Origin of the sequence: Stappia sp. TSB10GB4, assembly GCF_900185745.1 — a bacterium.
Lineage (GTDB): Bacteria > Pseudomonadota > Alphaproteobacteria > Rhizobiales > Stappiaceae > Stappia.
The window spans coordinates 70728-94694 of record NZ_FYAV01000055.1 but is presented as its reverse complement, the minus strand read 5'-3'; the positions used below and the strand labels follow the sequence as shown (position 1 = coordinate 94694).

At 69.3% G+C, this 23967-nt stretch carries 5 protein-coding genes (1 of these 5 cut by a window edge); 4 read left to right on the top strand and 1 reads right to left on the bottom strand.

Features of this window, described 5'->3' with window-relative positions; translation table 11 throughout:
- Nucleotides 1-28 precede the first annotated feature (28 nt).
- Nucleotides 29-277, bottom strand: coding sequence for a phosphopantetheine-binding protein (locus TSB10GB4_RS15185; protein WP_186396399.1), 249 nt, complete (start codon nt 275-277; stop codon nt 29-31).
- A 419-nt stretch (nt 278-696) separates the two neighbouring features.
- Here TSB10GB4_RS15185 and TSB10GB4_RS15180 point away from each other — a divergent pair, with 419 nt between their 5' ends.
- The 4 genes in view from TSB10GB4_RS15180 to TSB10GB4_RS15165 are tightly spaced (each overlapping or abutting the next) and all read left to right on the top strand, a layout consistent with a single transcriptional unit that may run on beyond the window.
- Entirely contained in the window at nt 697-2334 is a 1638-nt protein-coding gene (locus TSB10GB4_RS15180; protein ID WP_186396398.1) for a cyclic peptide export ABC transporter, read from the top strand.
- Entirely contained in the window at nt 2331-3986 is a 1656-nt protein-coding gene (locus TSB10GB4_RS15175) for a cyclic peptide export ABC transporter (protein WP_186396397.1), read from the top strand. The genes TSB10GB4_RS15180 and TSB10GB4_RS15175 overlap by 4 nt, the downstream gene beginning before the upstream one ends.
- Complete coding sequence (fabD, locus tag TSB10GB4_RS15170) at nt 3983-6343, top strand: ACP S-malonyltransferase (protein ID WP_186396396.1); 2361 nt, start codon at nt 3983-3985, stop codon at nt 6341-6343. Before TSB10GB4_RS15175 ends, fabD begins: the two co-directional genes overlap by 4 nt.
- Nucleotides 6340-23967, top strand: partial view of an SDR family NAD(P)-dependent oxidoreductase gene (locus TSB10GB4_RS15165; protein WP_186396395.1) — the 5' portion only. It continues 3045 nt past the right edge of the window; only the first 17628 of its 20673 coding nucleotides appear in the window; the start codon lies at nt 6340-6342; its stop codon lies off the right edge, out of view. Before fabD ends, TSB10GB4_RS15165 begins: the two co-directional genes overlap by 4 nt.

Here is a 23967-nt window from a genome sequence, read left to right as displayed (position 1 = left end):
TTGCTTGCTGGCGTCTGGCGCCCGGCGATTAGCCCGCCGCGCGGGCAGCGACCTTTTGGGCCACGGTGTCGCGGATCTGGACGAGGCTGACCAGCACGTCGCCGGTCATTTCCTGCTCGGTGAAGCGGATGTCGAACTCCTGCTCCAGAAAGCGGATCAACTGCACATAGCCGAAGGAGTCCATCACGCCCTCCTTGAACAGATCGGAGTCCTCGGGAAACGAGTCGTCGAACTCGATCAGAAACTGGTTCTCGATGAAATCCCGAATTTTATCCATACGCTCCGATCGCTTGCAGCAGGGGCCGGAAACCCGGTGGAGTTTGAGGGGAGGCTGGTCGGCGGGAGGCCGCCACGCGACATCCCGTTTCGCCCCCCGATGCGCCGCCCGAGGCGGAACGACCCTACGGTATCGAATAAGTGTGCGCCGCAACAGCCCTTCCGCTACATGTTGATGAGCGAACTGTGAAAGGGATGGGGATGCATGCAAGGGGGACAATCCCGGACGCCACGACAAGGCGCGCACTTGCAACCGGAAGGCTCGCTGAATAGCATTTCGGGAGGCGGCCGTTGCCACCCGACGACAGCGAAAGACCAGCGAAATCAGACCGGTGAACAGGTTGCCGCCGGAGCGCCGGGGGCGCTTGGGCGCGGATCGCACGGCATTGGCACAGGGGCATTCACCGTGGTTCGATCAGTATGAACATCTTGCGGCTGCTCAGAACCGGCCCGCCGGTGAACCGCCGGTCGATCCTGCTGATCACCAGCCTTGCCGGGCTCGGCAATGCCGGCCTGGTCGGGCTGATCAACGAGGCGGCTGAAAAGGCCGTACTCGCCGAGCCGATCGGCACCCAACTGCTGCTGATCTATCTGGCGACGCTTGCCTTCGTGCTGCTGTCGAGCCGGGCCTCGCTGCATGAGGCCAACCGTTTCGTGCAATCGCGGCTGGAAGCGACCCGCCGGCGCATCGTCAGCAAGATCCGCCGCGTCGACCTGCGGACGCTGGAACGGCTGGGCCATGGCGACGTCTTCGTCACCGTATCGCAGGAGACCGACCATCTGTCGCAGACCCTGCCGCTGCTGATCGGCGCGGGGCAGAACGCCTTCCTGCTCGCCTTCCTGCTGCTCTATGTGGCGCTGCTGTCGCCGATTTCCTTCCTGGTGGTGACGGTCTTCCTCGCCGGTGGCCTCTATCTCTTCTGGCGGCGGCAGAGCGCGCTGACCGGAGCGCTGGCCGAGGTGCATCACCGGGAAGCCGAGATGCTCGACAGCCTGTCGCATTTCACACTCGGATTTCAGGAAATCCGGCTCAACGCCGACAAGAACGACGCGCTGCAGGCGCATTTCGCGGACGTCACCGCGCGGCTGCGGCAGGTGGTGGTCGGGCTCGGCGACCGCTGGGTCAGCCTGCTGCAATTCGCCAATGCCTTCATTTTCCTGCTGGTCGGCGTCGTCGTGCTGGTGCTGCCTGTGTTCTTCCAGGGCTACACGGACACGATCTACAAGATCACCGCCGCGACCGTCTTCGCCCTCGGGCCGATCGCGGCGATCACCTCCGTTGCGCGCCTGATCGCCCGTGCCGAGGCGGGCCTTGCCCATGTCTACGCCCTCGAACGGCGCCTCGATGCGGGCCTGACGCCGGAGCCGCGCGGAGCGGTGCGGGCGCCCTCGCGCTATCGCTCGTTCCGGACCATCGAGATGCGCGGCGTCACCTTCAGCTACCGGGATGCGGAAGGGGTCGCCCTGTTCGCCGCCGGACCCTGGGACCTGACGCTGAAGCGCGGCGAGATCCTGTTCCTCACCGGCGGCAATGGCAGCGGCAAGTCGACGGCGCTCAAGCTCCTGTGCGGGCTCTATGCGCCGGACGGCGGCGAGATCGCCTGCGACGGCGCGCCGGTGACGGCGGAGACCCGGCGCGACTACCGGGAGCTCTTCTCTGCCATCTTCACCGATTTCCATCTCTTCGACCGGCTCTACGGGCTGGAGACCATCAAACCGCGCGAGGTGGAGCGGCTGATCGCCCGCATGGAACTCGGCGACAAGGTGCGGTTCGAGGACGGGCGCTTTTCCACCACGGATCTTTCGACCGGCCAGCGCAAGCGGCTGGCGATGATCGTAGCGTTGCTGGAGGATCGCGAGGTCTATCTGTTCGACGAATGGGCGGCCGACCAGGACGCGCATTTCCGGGAGGTGTTCTACACCGAACTGCTGCCCGATCTGAAAGCGCGCGGCAAGACGGTGGTGGCGGTGACCCATGACGACCGCTTCTGGTCCTGCTGTGACCGACGGCTGGAACTCGATCTCGGCCGCCTTGCCGAATCGGCAGGGGAGGCATGAGCATGGAACTCGTCGCCTTTGTCCGCGGCGCCGGCCGCCGCAAGCTTCAGATGATGTTCGCCCTCAGCCTGCTGGCCGGCATCGCCAACGCGGTGCTGGTCGTGGTGATCACCACGGTGGCGGAGCGGGTCGCCCGGGCGGAGCACCCCGGCCTGATCGTCTGGGCGGCCTTCGGCGTCGCGTTCCTGGTCTACTACCTCGCCAACCAGTTGGCGCTGGTGCGGGCGACGACGCTGATCGAGGAGCGCCTCAACGATCTGCGGCTGCAACTGGCGGAAAAGCTGCGCCAGTCGGAACTGCTCGCCGTCGATCGCATCGGCCGCGGGCGGCTCTACGGGCTTGTCGCCAAGGAGACCAACCACCTCTCGGTGACCTTCCCGCTGGTGATGGACGCGGTTCAGCAGGTGGTGCTGCTGGCGGTGGCGCTGCTCTACCTGCTCTACCTGTCGCCGGCAGCCTTCCTGTGTTTCGCGCTGGCGGTCATGGGCGGCGTCTACGGCTACAAGGCGATCAACAACCGCTTCCGCCGGATTCTCGGCCTTGTCGAGACGCTGCAGGCGCAGATGCTCGACGCCATTGCCGACATCATCCACGGTAGCAAGGAACTGCGCCTCAACGCCCGCCGCAGCGAGGCGGTGTCCAACGCCTATCGCAAGCGGTCGAACGTGCTCGAGGTGATGCTGGTGCGCACCATCGACCACTGGGTATCGCTGATCCTGCTCGGCAGCCTGGTCACCTTCGCGCTGCTCGGCGTCGTCGCCTTCGGCTTTCCCGCCTTCGTGTCCGGGCATACGGTGATTGTGTTCCAGCTCGTGCCGGTGCTGCTGTTCTGCCTCGGCACGCTGACCAAGACGGTGGCGCAATCGCCGATGTTCGTGCGCGCCGAATTCGGCCTGCAGTCGATCCTGACGGTGGAGCGCGAACTCGCCGCCGCCAAGGGCATTTCGACGGATGAGGCACGGCAACACGCCCACGCCTTCCGGTCCTTCAAGGAAATCGACTTCCGCGAGATCGGCTTCAGCTATCCGGCGCAGCAAGGCGTCGGCTATCATGTCGGGCCGCTGTCGCTCACCCTGTCGCGGGGCGAGGTGGTGTTCCTGGTCGGGGGCAATGGCAGCGGCAAGTCGACCGCGCTGAGGATGATGTGCGGCCTCTATCCGCTGGCGAGCGGGCGCATCGACGTGGACGGGCATGCGGTCGAAGGCGCCGAGCTTGGCGGCTATCGGGAGCTGTTCTCGGCGATCTTCGTCGATTTCCACCTGTTCGACCGGCTGTATGGGCTGGAGCGGATCGATCCGGACCGCGTCAACGCGCTGATCGACGAGATGGGGCTTGCCGGTAAGGTCCGCTTCACCGACGGTCGCTTCTCGCAGCTTCACCTGTCGACGGGGCAGCGCAAGCGTCTGGCGCTGATCGCCGCTGTTCTGGAGGACCGGCCGATCTATGTCTTCGACGAGTGGTCGGCGGAACAGGATATTCATTTTCGCGAATATTTTTACGAGACGTTTATCCCGAAACTCAAAGCGTCAGGAAAACTTGTCATCGCGGCAACACACGATGAGCGATATTGGGGCGTGGCCGACCGGGTCATCCGGATGGACCTTGGTCAGATCGAATGGGTGAAGGACAAGGCCGAGTTGGAGGAGCAATGAAGGCCTTCATGTTTCCAGGGCAGGGCGCGCAGCGCGTCGGCATGGGCGAGGGCCTGTTTGCGGCCTTCCCGCAGCTCGTTGCCGAGGCGGACGCTGTCCTTGGATACTCGGTCGCACAGCTCTGTCTGGAGGGGCCGATGGAGCGGCTGACCCGGACCGAGTTCACCCAGCCGGCGCTCTATGTGGTCAATGCGTTGACCTATCTTCGCCATGTCCGCGAGAGCGGCGAGCGGCCGGACTATGTCCTCGGTCATAGCGTGTCCGAATATGTCGCCCTGTTTGCCGCAGGCGCTGTGGATTTTGCCAGCGGCCTGAAGATGGTGGCGCGGCGCGGCGCGCTGATGGGCGAGGCGAGCGGCGGCGGCATGGCCGCCGTCATTGGTCTCGATGCCGACGGCATCGCGGTGGTGATCGAGCGCCACGGCCTGAGCGACGTTTTTGCCGCCAATTACAACACGCCCCGGCAGATCGTGGTGTCCGGCCGGCGGGACGCGGTGGTTGCCGCCGAGCCGATGTTCCGCGAGGCCGGCGCCAGCCATTATGTCGTGCTGCCGGTGAGCGGCGCCTTCCACACGCCCTATATGGAGGCCGCGCGTACAGCGTTCGCCGAGCACATCGCGGGCCTGGCCTTCAACGCGCCCGAAATCCCGGTCATCTCCAACGTGACGGCACGGCCGCACGAGGCGGGCCGGCTGCGCGAGCGGATGGTCGAGCAGATCACCGCGCCGGTGCGCTGGGCCGAGAGCATCCGCTATCTGCTGGCCAAGGGCGTCACCTTCGCCGATGTCACCGAGCTGGGGCCGGCCGGCAGCGCCGTCGTCAAGCCGATGGTGAAGCGCACGGAACTGGAGGCCGGGCCGCTCGATGCCGGGATGCTGGCGCGCGAGGAGGCGGAGGCCGCCACAGCCGCGAGGATCGCCGAGCCGGAGCCCCAACCCGCCCGCGAGGCGCCGGACGAAAACCCTGCGCCCCAGCTCAACGGCCATGCCTCGTTCCGCTTTCGCCCGGAAAACCTCGGCTCGCGCGCCTTCTGCGAGGCCTTCGGGCTCGACTATCCGTACGTCGCTGGTGCGATGTACCAGGGCATTGCCTCGGTCGAGCTGGTTGAGCGTATGGCCCGGGCCGGGTTGCTCGGCTTCTTCGGGGCGGGCGGCCTGCCGATGGCCGAGGTGGAGCGCGCGATCCTGCGCCTGCGCGACGAGCTTCCCGAAGGGGCGCCCTACGGCATCAATTTCATCGCCCATGTGAATCGGCCACATCTGGAGGACGAGCTTACCGATCTGCTGATCCGGCATGGCGTCGGCATCATCGAGGCGTCCGCCTTCATGGAAGTGACGCCGGCGCTGGTGCGCTACCGCGCCGCCGGACTCAAGGACGAGGGCGGCGGGCGGATCGCCGCGCGCAACCGCATCATCGCCAAGGTGTCGCGGCCGGACGTTGCCGCGCAGTTTCTCGCGCCCGCGCCCGAGCGCCTGCTGGGCAAGCTGCTCGCAAGCGGTGCGATCACTGCCGACGAGGCCAACCTGCTGCGCCAGGTGCCGATGGCCGATGCCATCTGCGTCGAGGCGGATTCCGGCGGCCATACCGACCAGGGCATGCCCTTCGCGCTGATCCCGGCGGTGCTCAAGGTGCGGGACGAGGCGCAGGCGCGCTTTGCGAAATTCGGCCCGATCTTCGTCGGCTCGGGCGGCGGCATCGGCACCCCGGAGGCGGCGGCCGCCGTCTTCATGCTGGGCGCCGACTTCATCGTCACCGGCTCCGTCAACCAGTGCACGGTGGAGGCCGGGACCAGCGAGGCGGTCAAGGACCTGCTGGAAGGCATCAACGTCCATGACACGGCCTATGCGCCGTCGGGCGAGATGTTCGAGCTGGGCGCCAAGGTGCAGGTGCTGAAGAAGGGGCTGTTCTTCCCCGCGCGCGCCGAGAAGCTGGTCTCGCTCTACCGCCAGCACGAGAGCCTCGACGAGATCGACCCGAAGCTGCGCCAGCAGATCGAGGAACGCTATTTCCGCCGCAGCTTCGACGAGGTGTTCCGCGATGTGGCGAAGAGCTATCCGGCAGCGGAGATCGAACGCGCGGAGCGCTCGCCCCGCCACCGCATGGGCCTCGTCTTCCGCCGCTATTTCAAGGACACGACCACCTGGGCGCTTGCCGGCGATCTCGACCACAAGGTCGACTTCCAGGTGCATTGCGGCCCGGCGCAGGGCGCCTTCAACCAGTGGGTCGAAGGCAGCGACCTCGCCCCCTGGCGCGCCCGCCATGCCGATGTCATCGCCGCCCGGCTGCTGGAGGGCGCGGCCGACGTGCTCGGCCGCCGGCTTTCGGTGATGATCGGCGGAGGAGGTGGCAGCCGATGAGCCGTGAGGGGGGAAAGGCACCGGTTGCGATCATCGGCGTCGGGCTGCGGCTTCCGGGCGCGGATCGCCTCGCGACGTTCGGCGCGCATCTTGCCGTCGGCCGCTCGCTGATCTCGCAGGTGCCGGCGAGCCGCTGGAATGCGGAAGAGTTGCTGGGCGATCCGGCGCGCGGCAACAGGACCAGCAGCATCTGGGGCGGCTTCGTCGAGGATGCCGACTGCTTCGACGCCTCCTTCTTCGGCATTTCGCCGCGCGAGGCTGCCTGGATGGACCCGCAGCAGCGCTTCACGCTGGAGATGGCCTGGCACGCGATCGAGGATGCCGGCTACCGCGCCTCGGACCTCGCCGGCAGCCGCACCGGCGTCTACATGGGCGTCTGCCATTGGGACTATGCGGAACTGCTGGAAAAGCATCTGCCGCATGTCGACGCCTATCTGCCGACCGGCATCGCCTTTTCCATCATCGCCAACCGGGTCTCGCATTTCTTCGACCTGCAGGGGCCGAGCATCACCAACGACACGGCCTGCGCCGCGTCGATGACCTCGATTTACGAGGCGGTGCGGGCGCTGCAGGGCGGCGAATGCGACATGGCGCTGGCTGGCGGGGTCAACCTGATCTGGTCGCCCAACCATTTCGTCGCTTTCTCCAAGGCCGGCATGCTGTCGAAGACGGGCCGCAGCAATGCCTTCGACGATGCCGCCGACGGCTATGTCCGGGGCGAGGGCGGCGCCGTGCTGCTGCTGAAGCCGCTGGAGCAGGCGCTCGCCGACGGCGATCCGATCCACGCGGTCATTCGCGGCATCGGCGTCAATCATGGCGGGCGGACGAACTCGCTCACCGTTACCAATCCGAGAGCGCAGGCCGCGCTGATCAAGGCGGTGCACCGCGAGGCGGGCGTTGCGCCGGACAGCGTGTCCTATGTCGAGGCGCACGGGCCGGGCACGCCGCTGGGCGATCCGATCGAGATTTCCGGCCTGAAGGAGGCCTTTGCCGCCCTGCATGCCGAGGCGGGCACCACCCCGCGCGCGGCGAGTTGCGGCATCGGCTCGGTCAAGACCAATATCGGCCATCTGGAAGGCGCGGCGGGCGTTGCCGGCATCGTCAAGGTGCTGATCGCGCTGGCCCGCGAGGACCTGCCCGGCAATGTCGGTTTCACCGCGCAGAACCGGCTGATCGATCTGGCCGGCACGCCCTTCCGCATCCAGACGGAGGCAAGCCCCTGGCCGCGCATCGACGGTGCGCCCCGGCGCGCCTGCGTCAGTTCCTTCGGTTTCGGCGGCAGCAACGCGCATGTGCTGATCGAGGAAGCACCCAAGGTGGAGGCCGCGCCCGCAGCAGGCGACGGGCAGGTGCACCTCGTGCCGCTGTCGGCTGCGGATGAGGAGCGCTTGCAGGCGCTTCTCGGCGAATTGCTGGAGGCCGTAGAGGCACCTGATGCGCCGGCGCTTGCCGATCTTGCCCATACGCTGCGGATCGGGCGGGATCCGCTCGAGGCCCGTGTCGCTTTTCTCGTCCGCGACCGGCGGGAACTGGCGGATGCCCTTCGCGCCCGTCTCGGCGGTATCGCCCATCCGGCGGTGGTCGATGCGGAGGCGAGCGCGGACGGCGGTGTCTTGGTCGACCTCGCCGCGCGCTGGGCCGCAGGGGAGACAATCGAGTGGACGACCGCCGGCCTGCCCAAGGGCAGGCGGGTGCGCGCACCGCTCTATCCTTTCGCGCGCGAGCGGCACTGGATGGACGAGTCGCTCGGTGTGAAGGACGACCGGCCGGCGCCGCATCCGATGATCCGGCGGAATATCTCCGGCTTTGCCGGGCCGGTCTTCGAAAGCAGCTTGCGTGGGCCCGAACTCTTCTGGGCCGAGCACAGGGTGCGCGGTCGCCAGATCCTGCCGGGTGTTGCGGCGTTGGAACTGGCGCGTGCCGCTGCCGATCTTGCCGGCGCGGAGCTCGGCGGCACCTTTGCGCTGGAGGATGTGGTCTGGTCGCGGCCGATCGCGGCGCGCGAGACGCCGGTGACGGTCGAGACGCATCTGACGCGGCAGGCGGATCGCAGCATCGGCTTCGAGATCCGCGACCCCGGTGGGCAGGGCGCGAATGTGCGCGGCACCCTCTCGCCGGTGGTGGAAGCGTCGCCGTCCGTGCCAGTGCTGTCGGACCTTCAGGCCGAGTTGCGCGAGGAGGTGCCGGTGGCGCTCTGCTATGAGCGCCTGCAGGCCAGCGGCGTCGATCATGGCCCCGCCTTTCGGGCGCTTGCGCGGGTCGGCCGGGGCGGGGGCCGCGTTCTGGCGCAGTTGAAGCTGCCGCGGCGGTTGCATCCGACGCTGGCCGCCTTGCCGCTGCATCCGGTGATGCTGGATGCCGCGATCCAGGCCTGGATCGCGCTGGACGAGGCGGGTCCGTCCGGCGCGGCCGTGCCGTTTGCCTGCCGCCGGGTGGTGGTGCACGGGGCCTGCGAGCCGATGATGTGGGCGCTCGTCACCGAGCGGGGAACGGCGCGTGCGACGGCTGCCGTGCGCCATCTCGACATCCACATGCTGGACCGGGACGGCAACCTGCGTGTCGCCTTCGAGGACCTGGCTCTGCGCATCGTCGCTTCCGAAGAGGTGCCGACGGAGGCATCCGGGGATGAGGTCGCCGACGAACTGCCGCTGGTACTGGCCGAGAGCCATTGGCGACCCGCGCCGGCAGGCATCGGCAACGCCGCCGGGCGGGATGTCTCCGTGCTGCTGGCGGGCTTTGCGGCGGCGAACTTCGCCAGAAATCTGTCGGAGGCGAGTGGGCAGAGCGTCAGCGTGCTTGCCGCTGGTCCGGAGGGCGATCCGGCGGCTGCGGCGGCCGGGCTCTTCAACGCCCTGCATGCGCGGATCGTCGAGACGATGCGGGAGAAGCCGCGCCGCCCCCGGCATTTCCTCGTGCTGGCGCCGGAGAGCCTGCCCCAGTCGGTCACCACGCCGCTTGCGGCGCTCCTGCGCACGGCCGCGACCGAGAACCCGAAGATCTCCGGCGCGCTGGTGCGGATCGAAGGCCCGGCGGACACAGGACGGCTCGCCGGGATCCTGCGGCAGGAAGTCGGGGCTGCCGACACCTTCACCGAACTGCGCCACCGCGCCGACGGCACGCGCGAGGCGCTGCGCATCGATCCGGTGGACCTCTCCGCCTCGCCGCAAGAGATGCAACTCGATCCGGCGGGCGCCTACTGGATCACCGGCGGCGCCGGCAGTCTCGGGCTGATCCTGGCCGGCTGGCTGGCGGCGCGCGGCGCACGCAACATCGTCCTCAGCGGTCGCAGCGCGCAGGAGAACAGCCGTTTCGAGGCGCTGCGCGCGGACGGCGCGAGCGTCACCTATGCCGTCTGCGACATGGGCGATGCGTCGGCGGTCGAGGACCTGGCGCAGCGGATTGCGCGCGAGATCGGCCCGCTCAAGGGCGTCGTCCATGCGGCGGGCCTGCTCGACGACGGCTATATCCTGACGCAGGCGGGACGGGATTTCGCGCCTGTCTTCGCGCCGAAGCTCGCCGGCACGCTCCACCTCGACCGGGCAACGCGCACAGCGCCGCTCGACTTCCTGGTGCTGTTTTCGTCGGTCGCGGCCCGGTTCGGCAATGCCGGACAGGCGGCCTATGCCGGCGCCAACGGCTTCCTCGACGGCTTCGCTATCGAGCGCGCGGAGATGGTCGCGCGCGGAGAGCGGCGGGGGCGGACGCTCGCCGTTGCCTGGCCGCTCTGGGCCGAGGGCGGCATGAGCGTCGACAGGCCGACGCTGGAGGCGATGGAACGGCGCTTCGGCACGGTGCCGCTGCCGAGCGCGGCCGGCCTTGCCGCTCTGGAGCGGCTGCTTGTCGCCGGGCAGGCGCCATGCGCCACCGTGCTCTATGGCGACACGGCTCGGATCGGGGCGTTTCTCGCCGAGCGGGAGAGAGCGGCCCCGAGCGACGATAGGGCCGTAGCGCCGAAAGGCGTGGCTGCGCCGGATGATGGCGCGCTTGCCCGACAGGGCGCGCTGTTCGTGCGCGATATCCTCGCCGATGTCCTGGAGCTCGATCCTGCGCGCATCCGCCTCAACCGCAAGCTCGAAGAATACGGCCTCGACTCGATCTCCATCGTCGAGACGACGAACCGTCTGGAGGAGCGGCTCGGCCCGCTGTCGAAGACCCTGTTCTTCGAATATGTCGACCTGGAGGGGGTGGCCGGCCATCTCGTCGAGAACCACCGGAATGCGCTGGCCGCCGCCCTTGCCGAGGACGGACTGGGCGAGGCTGTTCCACCGCAGAAGACGGCTCCCGCCGAGACGATCCCCGCGCGCGCGGACCCTGGCCCGAGCGTCTCGCAGCCCAACCCCGAGACCGACAGCCATGCCATCGCCATCGTCGGCCTGTCGCTGCATGTCTCCGGCGCGGCGACGCAGGACGAGTTCTGGGAGATGCTGGCGGGTGGCATCCACGGGTTCCGGTCCTATCCGCAGGAGCGCTGGAACCACGCGGCCCTGCTGCATCCCGAGCGCGACGTTCTCGGCAAGACCGTGGTGCGCACGGGGTGCTTCCTCGACGATATCGACCGGTTCGATCCGCGCTATTTCCGCATTTCCCAGACCGAAGCGGAGCTGATGTCGCCGGAGGTGCGCCTGTTCCTGCAGGCGAGCGTCGAGGCGTTCGAGAATGCCGGCTATTCGCGCGAGACGCTGCAGCGGCGCTACGCCGGCGACGTCGCGGTCATCGTCGGGTCGATGACCAACGAATACGATCTCTACGGCTTCCAGAACATGCTGATGCGCGGCTCGCCCGCCAGCGGCAGCTATACCGGCACCGTGCCCAATATGGTGTCCTATTATTACGGCTTCACCGGCCCGTCCTACTTCCTCGACACCATGTGCTCGGCCGCCTCGACCTGTGTGCACGAGGCGGTGCACATGCTGCGTGCGGGCCGCTGCGAGATGGCACTTGCCGGCGGCGTCAGCCTGCTGCTGCACCCGCAAAAGCTCATCGCCACCTCGCAGGAGCATTTCACCACCAAATCGGCCGATGTGATCCGCGGCTATGGCCTTGGTGCCGAAGGCACGATCCTCGGAGAGGGGGTCGGCGCGCTGGTGCTGAAGCGGCTCTGCGATGCCGAGCGCGACGGCGACCATATCCACGGCGTCATCATCGGCACCGGCATCAGCAATGCCGGCGTGCGCAATGGCTTCACCGTGCCGAACCCGCACCAGCAGGCGGTGGCGATCGAGCGGGCACTCGACGATGCCGGCATCACCGCCGACACCGTGAGCTATATCGAGGGGCACGGATCGGGCACGGCGCTCGGCGATCCCATCGAGGTGAAGGCGCTGACACAGGCCTTCCGCAAGCACACCGATGCGGTCGGCGCCTGTCCCATCGGTACCGTGAAGAGCAATGTCGGCCATCTGCTCGGGGCCTCCGGCCTTGCCGGCATCGCCAAGGTGGTGGCCCAGTTGGACAAGGGCATGTTGGCGCCCTCGCTGCATGCCGAGACGCTGAACCCCGACATTCCCTTCGCGACCTCGCCCTTCCGCGTCCAGCGCACGCTTGCGCCCTGGCTGCGGCCGCGCGGCCGGGATGGGCACGAACTGCCGCGCCGCGCCGGTGTGACCTCCATCGGCGCGGGCGGCATGAACTCGCATATCCTGATCGAGGAATATCGGCCGCGCCCCAGATCGAGCGGGCAGGGTGGGCCGGAACTGCTGGTCTTCTCGGCGATGAACCAGGACCGGCTGGTGGCGCTGGTCCAGCGGCATCTTTCCTGGATGGAACAGCATCCGGAGGCGGATCTCTCCGACATTGCCTTCACGCTGCAGGTCGGGCGCACCGAGCTGCCGTGCCGGCTGGCCTTGGGGGGGAGCGACCTGGCCGATGCGCGCCGAAGCCTTGCGGGTTTCGCGGCAGCTCCGGGGGTGAGCGAGGCCTGGCACTATGTCCGTTCGATCCTCGACGTCGATCCATCCGACGACCGCGATCAACTGGCGGAGGCCCTCGCCGCGCGTGACCTCGATCAGGTGGCTCGTGCCTGGACGCATGGCGCGGCCATCGACTGGTTCGCGCTCTGGGAGGGCCGCGAGCCGCGCCGCGTGCCGCTGCCGACCTATCCGTTCGAAAAGGTCCGCTGCTGGTATCCCGAGCAGCCGGACGCGCCCTCGGTGGTCAACCCGCTCGGCTCCCGGTTGAAGCTGCATCCCTTCATCGGGCGCAATGTCTCGACCCTGTCGGGCCTGCGCTACGAGACGGACATCCATCTCGGCGAGTTGCTGGACTATGTGCACATGCAGGGCCGCCGGCAGACCGTGTTGCCAATGGCGGCGGTGGAGACGGTCGCGGCCCTGGCGCGGATCGCCGGGCTCGCCGGTCCTCTTGCGGTCGAAGGTCTGCAGGTTCTCGGTCTGCCCGACTGGCCTGTGGTCAAGCACCTCACCCTAACGCTGGAGCCGGCGGGAGATGGGTTCCTTGCGCGTGTCGTGGCGCAGGGTGGCGAGGAGGCCGAAACGCCTTGGCTGGAGGCGCGCATATCCTCTGCTGCGGGTCCCGCCGGACGGACCGATGTCGACAGACTGAAGGCTGCCAGCACCGAGGTGCTGGAGCACGCGCGGATCTATGGCGAGCTTGCCCGCACTGGCCTCGGCTTCGGCCCCTATCTGGAGGGGATCGCGCGCGCCTTTCGCCTTGCCGATGGCGGCCTGCTTTGCGTGCTGCGCGAGGACGCGCCGCAGCAGGACTGGTTCCGCAAGACCCTAGCCCTTCCCTCCACCGCTCTCGGCGCCGCCTGGCAGGCGCTGGAACTGCTGGCGGGCGGCGGTGAACCCTTGGCGCTGGCGGGTATCAGTCGCACGGAGGTCTCAAGCTGCGACGTTGCCGCCGTGCTCTGCCAGCCGGGCAGTGATGGCGCGTACGACCTGTCGTTCCTGGATGCGGCGGGAGGCATCGTCGCGCGTTGCGAGGGCGTTGCGGCCGTTCCCGTGGCTGAGTTCGTCGCGGCATCCGTTTCAGATCTCCAGCCGGCAAAAGCCGTTGCACAGGGCAGCGGCGAGACGGCGGACCGGGTTGCGCACGAGCTTCGCCGGATCGCCGCTGCGATCCTGAAGTTCAACCCCGACGATGTCGGGCCGCGCGAGCCGTTCCACGATCTCGGCTTCGATTCCATCTCGCTGACCCGCTATGCCGGCGAGATCGGCGCCGCTTTCGGCATCGAGCTCTCGCCGGCGATCTTCTTCGAATGCGAGCATGTCGAGGCGCTGGCCGAGCACCTGGTGCGCCGCTACGAGATCGGGGCGCCGACGGACGGCTCTCCCGCAACGCCCGTCCGCGCCGCGCCCTTGGCCGCAGCGCCAGCGCCGATCATCTCGCAGCCGGTCGCCAGCCCTGCGGGGAAGGCGCCAGGCGGCCGCATCGCCATTGTCGGCATGGCCGGCCGCTTCCCCGGCAGCCCGGATATCGACAGCTTCTTCGACAATCTGCTGGCCGGGCGTGACCTGACGGGTGACCTGCCGTTCGAGCGGTATGGCGAGGCCTATCGTACCCGCGTTGCGGCCGCATCGTTCCCCCGGCGCGGCGGGTTCCTCTCCGATATCGACCGCTTCGATGCGGCGGCGGTCCGCATCTCGCCGGCAGAGGCCGAGCGGATGGACCCGCAGCAGCGGCTGCTGCTGGAGACCGCCTGGCATGCGGTCGAACATGCCGGCATCGAGCCGTCCGACCTGCCGAAGGCGACCGGCGTCTTCGTCGGCGTCACCAGCCTCGACTATGCGGCCCTGCTGGCGGCCCATGGGGTTGCGGCGGATGGCTATGTCGCGACCGGAAACTCGCTCGCCATGGTCGCCAATCGGGTGTCGCATGCCTTCGATCTCAATGGTCCGAGCGAGGCCATCGACACGGCCTGTTCCAGCTCGCTGGTCGCCCTGCTGCGCGCCGCGCAGGCGCTGAAGGACGGGCGCTGCGACGTCGCGCTCGTCGGCGGCGTCAATCTCTGTCTGGCGGCGGAGGGCTTCGAGGGGCCGCACAATGCGGGCATGTTGTCGCCGGACGGGCGCTGCAAGAGCTTCGGCGCCGGTGCGGACGGCTATGCGCGCGGCGAGGGCGTCGCGGTGCTGATGCTCAAGCGGCTGAAGGATGCCGAGCGCGACGGCGACCGCATTCTCGGCACGATCATCGGCGGGGCGCAGAACCATGGCGGCCGCGCCGGTGCCCTGACCGCACCCAATGCGAAGGCGCAGGCGGCGCTGGTCGAGGAGGCGCTGGCCGGGATCGACCCGGCCAGCATCGGCTATATCGAGGCGCACGGGACCGGCACCCATCTCGGCGACCCGGTCGAGGTCAACGGCCTCAAGCGGGCATTCGCCAACCTGACCGGGCACGAGAGCGTCGCGCAGCCGTATATCGGGCTCGGAACGGTCAAGTCGTCCATCGGCCATCTGGAAGCGGCGGCGGGGCTTGCCGGTGTCGTCAAGGTGCTGATGGCGATGCAACGGGGCGAAGTGCCGCCGACGCTGCACTGCGACGAGATCAATCCGCATGTGGAGCTGGCCGGCAGCCCGTTCCGTCTGGTGCGCACCCGCGAGGCCTGGCCCCGACGCCGCGACGATACCGGCACCCTGCTGCCGCGCCGGGCCGGCGTCAGCAGCTTCGGCTTCGGCGGCACCAATGCTCATGTGGTGCTTGAGGACTACGCGGCCGACGGTCAGCCGCGGCGCACACCGCTGCCGCCGCGCCGCTTCGCCGCAACGCGCTACTGGATTCCCGGCAGCACGCCCGTGAGCGAGACGCTGATCTTCGTGCCGGAATGGCGGGAGCAGGACGCCCCGGCAGGACGCTTTGCGGGTCGGCGCATCGTCGTCGCCTGCGGCGTCGATATCGAGGCGCGTCCGGGCTGCGAACTTGTCACGCTTCCATTGGGAAGGGGCAGTCCCGCCACGCGCTATGCCCAGGCGGCGACACATCTGCTGAGCCTGCTGCGCGATCTCGTGAGGCAGCCGGGCGAGGGCAGGGTGCTGGTGCAACTGGCGCTCTCGCCGACGCGCGACGGCGCCTTGCTTGCGGGCCTTGGCGCGATGCTCGACACCGTAACGCTGGAAGATGCTCGCGTCGCCGGACAGGTCATCGAGCTTCCTGAAGGGGCCGCGCCCGATCATGCCGCCCGCTTGCTGGCCTCCGAGGCCGGAGCACCGGCGGGTGAGCGCATTCGCTATCCGAGCGGCCGGCGGTTCGTGCGGGGCTGGCGCGAGAACCTGGTGGCGGCAACGCCATTCGCCTGGCGGCCGCGCGGCGTGGCGCTGGTCACCGGCGGCATGGGGCGGCTCGGCCGGCTGGTCGCGCGCGATATCGCGCAAACGGCCAGGGGCTCCGTGATCGTGCTGACCGGCTCCCGGCCACTCGATGACGCCCGAGAGGCGTTCCTCGACGAACTCCGTGCACTGGGTGCGGTCGCCGGTTACCGGCAGGTGGACATGGGCGATGCCGATGCGGTCGCAGGTCTCGTGTCCCATGTGATCGAGGTGCATGGCAGGCTCGATGCGGTGGTGCACTGCGCCGGCACGCTCCGCGACGGACATCTCGCCTGGAAGCGGGATGCGGACCTTGCCGAGGTTCTCGCCCCAAAGGTGACGGGCGCGTTGGCCCTGCGCGAGGCATGCAGCGGGCTGGACCTCGAAGCCTTCGTGCTGTTTTCCTCGCTGGCCGGGGCCTTCGGCAATGCCGGGCAGGCGGATTATGCCGCCGCCAACGGTTTCCTCGACGCGCTCGCCGGGCAGTCTGGCGGCCGGATCACCGCCATCGGCTGGCCGCTGTGGCGGGACGGTGGCATGGCGGCCGGCGACGAGGTGCAGGCGGCGCTGTTCGAGCGCATGGGCCAGCGGCCGATGGAAACGGAGGCAGGTCTTTCCGCGCTGCATGCCATTCTCGGCGCCGGCCATGCGCAAGCCGCTGTCATTGCCGGCGATGGTTTGCGCGCTCGTCGCTTCTTCTCGCGGCAGGAGGCGCCCGAAACCCTGCCGAGCGAGCCCAAGGCCGTGACAGGGGGCGGCGCCGTGTCCTCGCAGCTTCTCTCCCGCACGACCGCCCGGCTCGGCGAACTGTTCGCGAAGGTCAGCGGCCATCCGGCCGGGCGGATCGATCCGCAGGCCCCGCTGGAGGACTATGGCATCGACTCTCTTGTGATCACCCGGCTCAACAGCGAGTTGGGCGGGATCTTCGAGGCGCTGCCGAAAACCCTGTTCTTCCAGTATCGCACGCTCGCCGCGATTGCCGGTTGGCTCGCGGAGCGCCAGCCCGACGCCTGCCGCCGCTGGACAGGCCTGAGCGACAATAGCGCCACCCCTGCACCCGCCATCGCGGCACCGGCACAGGCGGCGGTTGCCCCCTCGCGCGCCGCGCCGCTACCCCATGCCGAGCCGATTGCGGTGATCGGCCTTGCCGGTCGCTATCCCGGCGCCGACACGCTGGATGCCTTCTGGGAGAACCTTCGGGACGGCCGCGACATGGTCGGCGAGATCCCGGCCGAGCGCTGGGACCTTGCGGGCTTTTTCGAGCCGGATGTCGATGAGGCGGTGGCCTCGAGCCGCAGCTATTCCCGCTGGGGTGCGTTCCTTCAGGACTTCGCCGGGTTCGACCCGCTGTTCTTCCGCATCTCGCCGAGGGACGCGGCAGCGATGGATCCGCAGGAGCGCCTGTTCCTGATGTGCGCCTGGGCGGCCTGCGAGGATGCCGGCTACACCCGCGCGCGGTTGAAGCAAGTAGCCGGCGGACGCGAAGGCGCCAATGTCGGCGTCTTCGCCGGCGTGACCAAGACCGGCTACGCGCTGCACGGCCCGTTCCGGGGCGAGGGCGGGGCGATGGTGCGCCCCTCGACCTTCTTCGCCAGCGTCGCCAACCGGGTCTCGCACGCACTCGACCTCGCGGGGCCTAGTCTGCCGGTCGACACCATGTGTTCCTCGTCGCTGACGGCGATCCACGAGGCCTGCGAGCAACTGCGCGCAGGACATTGCGCCATGGCACTGGCCGGCGGCGTCAATCTCTACCTGCACCCCTCGAACTATGTCGAACTCTGCGCCGCGCACATGCTGAGCCCGAGCGGCCGCTGCCACAGCTTCGGCGCAGCGGCCGACGGCTTCGTGCCCGGCGAAGGCGTCGGCTGCGTGCTGCTGAAGCCGCTGTCGCGCGCGCTCGCCGACGACGACCGCATCCATGCGGTGATCCGCGGCAGCGCGATCAATCACGGCGGGCGTGCGACCGGCTATACGGTGCCGAGCCCGGCGGCGCAGCGCGACGTGGTGCGCGCCGCGCTCGAGCAGGCCGGCTTGTCGGCGCGCGATGTGGGTTACATCGAGGCGCATGGCACCGGCACGGTGCTCGGAGATCCCATCGAGGTCGACGGCCTGACCCAGGCCTTCGCCCCGGATACAGCCGAGGCGGGCTTCTGCGCGCTGGGGTCGGTGAAGTCCGCCATCGGGCACCTTGAGGCGGCCGCCGGCATCGCCGGTCTGACCAAGGTGATCCTGCAGATGCGCCACGGCATGCTGGCGCCGACGCTGCATGCGGAGACGCCGAACCCCAATCTCGACCTTGCCGCGACGCCCTTCGCGCTCCAGCGGCAGGCGGCGGAGTGGCGCGTGGACAGACCGCGCATCGCCGGCATTTCCTCCTTCGGGGCAGGCGGCGCCAATGCGCATGTGATCGTCGAGGACTGGCGGGGCGAACCTGCAAGCGCCGCGCCCGCACCCGCACCGCAGGCCATCGTCCTGTCGGCGCGCACGCCGGAGCAGTTGCGCGCGCAGGCGGAGAACCTAGTGGCGGCGCTGCGCTCCGGTGCCGCGGCGGGCGCGCCTGCTGCCCCGCCGGCGGTTGCGGCCGGCATCGCGAACGATCTTGCCGCCGTGCTCGGCGTCGAGGTGGCCGATATCGACCCGGGCGAGAGCTTCGATGCTCTGGGGCTGGAGGGGCCGGAGCTGCTGGCGCTGCGGCACCGGCTCGAAGAGCGCTTTCCCGCCGCGCGCCTGCCGTCGCTCGACCGGTTCGCCAGTATCGAGACGCTGGCCGAAGCCCTGGCTGCGCAAGGGCTCTCGGCGGAGAGCAGGACAGCCCTCCCGCTCGACGCGGTCGCCTACACGCTGCAGGTCGGGCGCGAGGCCTTCGCCCATCGTCTCGGCATCGAGGCGCAAAGCGTCGACGAGCTGGTCGCGCGGCTGGGCGATTGGCTCGCGGGCAAGGCAGGAACGGGCATCCATACCGCCGAGGCGAAGGCCGCTGACGGACTGCTGGCGACCCTGCGCGGCGACGGCGTTTTGCAGGAACTCGCGGAGCGCGCCTGGCAGGAGGGGCGGCTCGACAAGCTGCTGGCGCTGTGGGCAGAGGGCATCGATATCGACTGGGCGCGCCTGCCGCGCAGCACCCGCCCGGCCATCGTGTCGCTGCCGACCTATCCTTTCGCGCGGGATCGCTATTGGCTGCCGCAGGCCGAAGCGCTGGCGTCGGCCGACCTTCTGCGCGCCATCACAGCCCCGCAGGGCGACGCGCGGCTGGAGGCCGAGCAGGACCGGCTCGACCGGCATGTCGCCTGCGTGCTGGCGGCGCAGCTTGCCCGCGTGCCGGAGGGAGCTGTCACGCAGGACCTCCGCCGCTGGCATCGCGCGGCGCGCGATCTGTTGGCGCGGGACGGCGTGGACGCCCTCTCAGAGGACGACGCCTGGGCCCGCTGGCACGCCTGCCGCGAGGCGGGCGGCCTCGCAGCCCAGATGCGCCTTGCCGAAGCCTCGCTCGCGGCCCTGCCGGAGATCCTGACGGGGGCAAGCAAGGCAACCGACGTGCTGTTCCCGCAAGGGTCGCTGGAGCTGGTCGAGGCGGTCTACAAGCAGAACGCGGTTGCCGCGCGCTTCAGCGAGACCCTCGCAAAGGCCGCCGCGAAACACGTCGGCGCAAGCCGACCGGAGCGCCCCTTGCGCATCCTGGAGATCGGCGCCGGGACGGGCGGGACCAGCGAGCCGGTGTTCGCAGCGCTCGCGCCGCTTGCCGGTCGCATCACTGAGTATTGCTACACTGACGTCTCGCGCGCCTTCCTGATCCATGCCGAGCGCCGCTATGCGGGCCGGGTGCCGGGCCTGAGGACGGCGCTGCTGGATATCGAAAAGCCGCTTGCCGGGCAGGGCGTCGAGCCCGGCCGCTACGATCTCGTCATCGCCGCCAATGTCCTGCACGCGACCGCCGATATCGTGCGCACGCTCAAGACCGTGCGCGAGACCCTGGCGCCGGGCGGCGTGCTGCTGGTCAACGAGACGAGCCGGGCGACGCTGTTCACCCATGTGACCTTCGGCCTGCTGGAGGGGTGGTGGCGCTTCACCGATGGCGAGCGCCGTATACCCGGCACGCCGTCGCTGGCGCCCGAAAGCTGGGCGCAAGCCCTGCGCGAGGCGGGCTTTGACTGGATCGCCGGTTCGGGAGAGGCCGAACGACGCCTCGGCCAGCAGCTCTTTGCCGGGCGTGCCACAGGTATGGCCGAGCAGGCTGCGGCGCCTGCGGAACGGCCGGCTGCCGCCCCAGTTCCGGCATCCCGCCCGCAGGCGGCGGCAAGCGAGGCCAGCCACGACCTGCGCGGCCTGTTGCTGAGGCTCGTCGCGACGACGCTGAACGTCGCGCCCGAGAGCATCGACACGACGCGCAGCTTCGCCGATTACGGTCTCGACTCGATCCTTGGCGCGGAATTCGCCCATCGCCTGCGCAAGGCGCTCGGCATCCCGTTCGACCAGACACGCCTGTTCGATTTCGCCAGCGTCGGCCAGTTGGAAACCTTCCTGCGCCGGGAGCATGCCGACGCGCTGGCCGCGCTGGACAGCACGGATGCCGCGCCGACCATGCCGCTCGCCGCGCCAGCACCTGCTCCGGCTCCTGCTCCTGTTCCGGCACGCTCGGCGGAAAGCGCCGCCGAGCCCATTGCCATTATCGGCGCCAGCGGACGCTTCGCCGGGTCGCAGACCGTCGAAGAGTTCTGGCAGCACCTGATGGCGGGCGACGATCTCGTTGGCCCCGTCACCCGCTTCGATCTTGCGCCGAATTACCGGGATGTGCCGGAGGGCAGCTACGGCCGGCACGGCAGCTTCATCGAGGGCGTCGACCGCTTCGATGCGGTGTTCTTCGGCATTTCCGGGCTCGAAGCGACCTGGATGGACCCGCAGCAGCGGCTGTTCCTGGAGGAAGCCTGGAAGACGCTGGAGCATGCCGGCCACGCGGGCCCCGATATCGTCGGCGCGCGCTGCGGCGTCTTCGTCGGCTGCGCCCATGGCGACTATCAGGAACTGTTCCGCGAGCAGCCGCCGGGCCAGGCGTTCTGGGGCAACACCACGTCGCTGATCCCCTCGCGGCTCTCCTACTGGCTGGACCTCAAGGGGCCGGCGATTGCGGTCGACACCGCCTGTTCCAGCTCGCTGGTCGCCGTCCACATGGCCTGCCGCAGCCTGCGCGAAGGCGAATGCGACATGGCGCTCGCCGGTGGCGTCTTCGTCCAGAGCTCGCCGCGCTTCTTCCTCTATGCCAATCAGGCCAACATGCTGTCGCCGAGCGGCCGCTGCGCCCCGTTCGGGGCGGGCGCAGACGGCATCGTCCCGGGTGAGGCGGTGGCCGCCGTGCTGCTCAAGCCGCTGTCGAAGGCCTTGGCCGACGGCGACACGGTGCATGGCGTCATCCTGGGCAGCGGTACCAATCAGGACGGCACCACCAACGGCATCACCGCCCCGAGCGCGCTGTCGCAGGAGCGCCTGATGCGCGAGGTCTATGAGCGTTTCGGCATCGATCCGGCGAGCATTGCCGTGGTCGAGGCGCACGGCACCGGCACCCCGCTCGGGGATCCGATCGAGCATGCGGCGCTTGCCCGTGTGTATGGGGGCGGGCAGGCGGGCGAAAAGCTGCTCGGCTCGGTCAAGGCGAATATCGGTCACGCCACGACGGCCGCCGGCATTGCCGGCCTCATCAAGGCGGTGTGGAGCCTGAAGCACGCCATGGTGCCGCCGGTGCTGCATTTCGGCGGCGGCAACCCTGGCATCGATTTCTCGCAAAGCCCGTTCCGGATCAATGGCGAGCCGCTTGGCTTCCCCGCGCAGGACGGAATCCCCCGCCGGGTAGCGGTCAGCTCCTTCGGCTTCGGCGGCACAAACGCGCATGCGGTCTTGCAGGAAGCCCCCGAGCAGCCACAGGCGGCAAGCGACCTGCCGTCGTTCCTCTTCGTCTTTTCCGCGCGCAACGAGGCGCTGCTGCGCCAGCTCGCCGAACGCATGGCGGAGCATCTGGAAACGGCAGCCGACAGCGAGACGGCCGACATCGCCCATACGCTGCTCGTCGGTCGGCGTCCCATGGCCGAGCGGCTCGCCATCGTTGCCGATGGGACTCGCGATCTTGCCACGAAGCTCCGCGCATGGCTGCGCGGCGAAACCGCGGAGGGTGTCCACCGCGCAGCGGCATCGCCGGCGAACGAGAGCGGCACTGCAGCGCTTGCGGCCGACTGCCGCCGGATCGTCGGTGCCCTTGCAGCCTCGCAAGGCGCGGATCCGCAAGCCTGGCGCGACGGGCTGCAGCAGCTTGCCGGCGCCTGGGTCAAGGGCGCTAAGATCGATGGGGCGGGGCTGTTCGGCGCCGGCCGCCGCCGGGTGCCGCTGCCGGCCTCGCCGCTTGCCGGAAAATCCTATTGGGTGACCGAGGCGCCGAAGGACGCTGCCCGGCAATCGGTATCCCGGGCCGTGGCGGCCGAAACCCCTCGCATCGAGCCGCACCCCGCGCCTGTTGCCTCTGCCGAACCGGCTCTGCCCATTCGCCTTGCCGATCCGGCGGCGCTCGCCGGCCCCTATGCCGTGAGCGCAAGGGACAGGGTTCCGGTGGTGCTTGCGCCGCTGGAGGTCGCCATTGTTTCCCCTGCGGCGCAGCCTCTGCAGGAGACGGGCGGCGTGCGCCTTGCCGGCGATCAGGACGGCGTGCGCCAACTGGAGCTGACGGGGCGCTGGAGCGAGGCGATACGCCGCGAGCTGGAGCGTGCCTTGCGCGAGGCGGGAGGGGACGCGACGCTCCGCGTTGTCGTCGTCCAGGGCGGTGAGGGCTGGAGTTCCTCGGGCGCAGCTACCGGCGGCACGCTCACCACCGCGCTGCTCGACTGCCCGCTGCCGGTGGTCGCCGTCATTGACGCCCCGGTCGCGGGAGACGGTGCGGCGTCCGCCCTGCTGGCCGACTTCGTCGTCCGTGCCGAGGGCGCGGCCATCTCGTCCGTGCCGGTCCTGCCGGAGGGGCTGCCCTGGCAACTCGCCGCGCGCCGGATCGAGATGGGAGTGGAACCCGTTGCCGCGAACCGCGTCGAAACCACCGCGACAGAGCTCGCTGCCTCCATCGCCGAGGCGCCGCGCGAGGCGCTGGTGCTGCTGAAGGCGCATATGCGCAAGGCCATGCCTCAGCTTGTCGGCGTCGGGCTCACGGGATCGCCGGAGCGAGACCGCCTGCGGCAGCTCATGCGCGATGCGGGACCCTCGGGCACGCCTGCGATGTCTTCGCGCCGGGTGCCGCTGGCGACCTCCGTGATGGAACTGGAGGCCTTCCCGGACGGCGTCGTGCTGCTGCGCATGCTGGAGCGGGCAGGGCGCAACACCTTCACCACCGCCTTCATGGACGGGATTGAGGAGGCCTTTGCCGCCATTGCCGCGATGCCGGAGGCAAAGATCGTCGTCCTCACCGGTCACGACGGTTACTTCGCCTGCGGCGGGACGTCCGAGGGCCTGACCGAGTTGCAGGCCGGCGAAGCGCGCTTCACCGACCGGCGCATCTACAGCCTGCCGCTCGCCTGTCCGCTGCCGGTGATCGCCGCCATGCAGGGGCACGGCATCGGCGCCGGCTGGTCGCTCGGGCTCTATTGCGACGCGGCGATCTTCGCGACCGAAGGGCTCTATCACAGCAATTATCTCTGGTACGGCTTCACGCCGGGCGCAGGCGCGACGCTGATCTTCCCGCACCGGCTGGGTGACGATCTCGGCCGGGAAGTGCTGTTCAGCGCGCGCGAGTATCGCGGCCGCGAGCTGGCCGGCCGGGCGCCGCATCTCGATGTGCTGCCGGCCGCGCGGGTGCTGGACGAGGCGCTGGCGCGGGCGCATGCGCTGGCCCGCCAGCCGAAGGCGGAGCTGATTGCGGCGAAGGCGGAAGGGGCGGCCACCGTCGCCCGGCATCTCGACGAGGTGCTGGAGCGCGAATTCGCCATGCATCAGACGACCTTCATCGGCAATGCCCGCGTCCGCGCCCGCATCGCGGAGAAGTTCGGCGACGTGCCGCCGCCGCGAGCGACGATCCCCTCCGCCGGGCGTGCGGACCTGCGGCCGACTATCCGCGAGCGGCTTGTCGCCTCGCTCGCCGAGGATCTGATGATCGACGCAGACGAAATCCGCGACGCGGCTGGGTTCCTGGACCTCGGTCTCGACTCGATCCTCGCCGTCACCTGGATCCGCAAGCTCAACGCGCTGTTCAGGATCGAACTGCCGGCGACCGCCGTCTACGCGCACCCGACGGTCGGTGCGCTGGCCGATCATGTCGCGACGCTCGTTCCGTCCTCGGCGGTTCCGCAGCCCGTGCCTGCGCCGGCAGCACCGGTTGTCGAGGTCGCCCCGCCGCCCGCA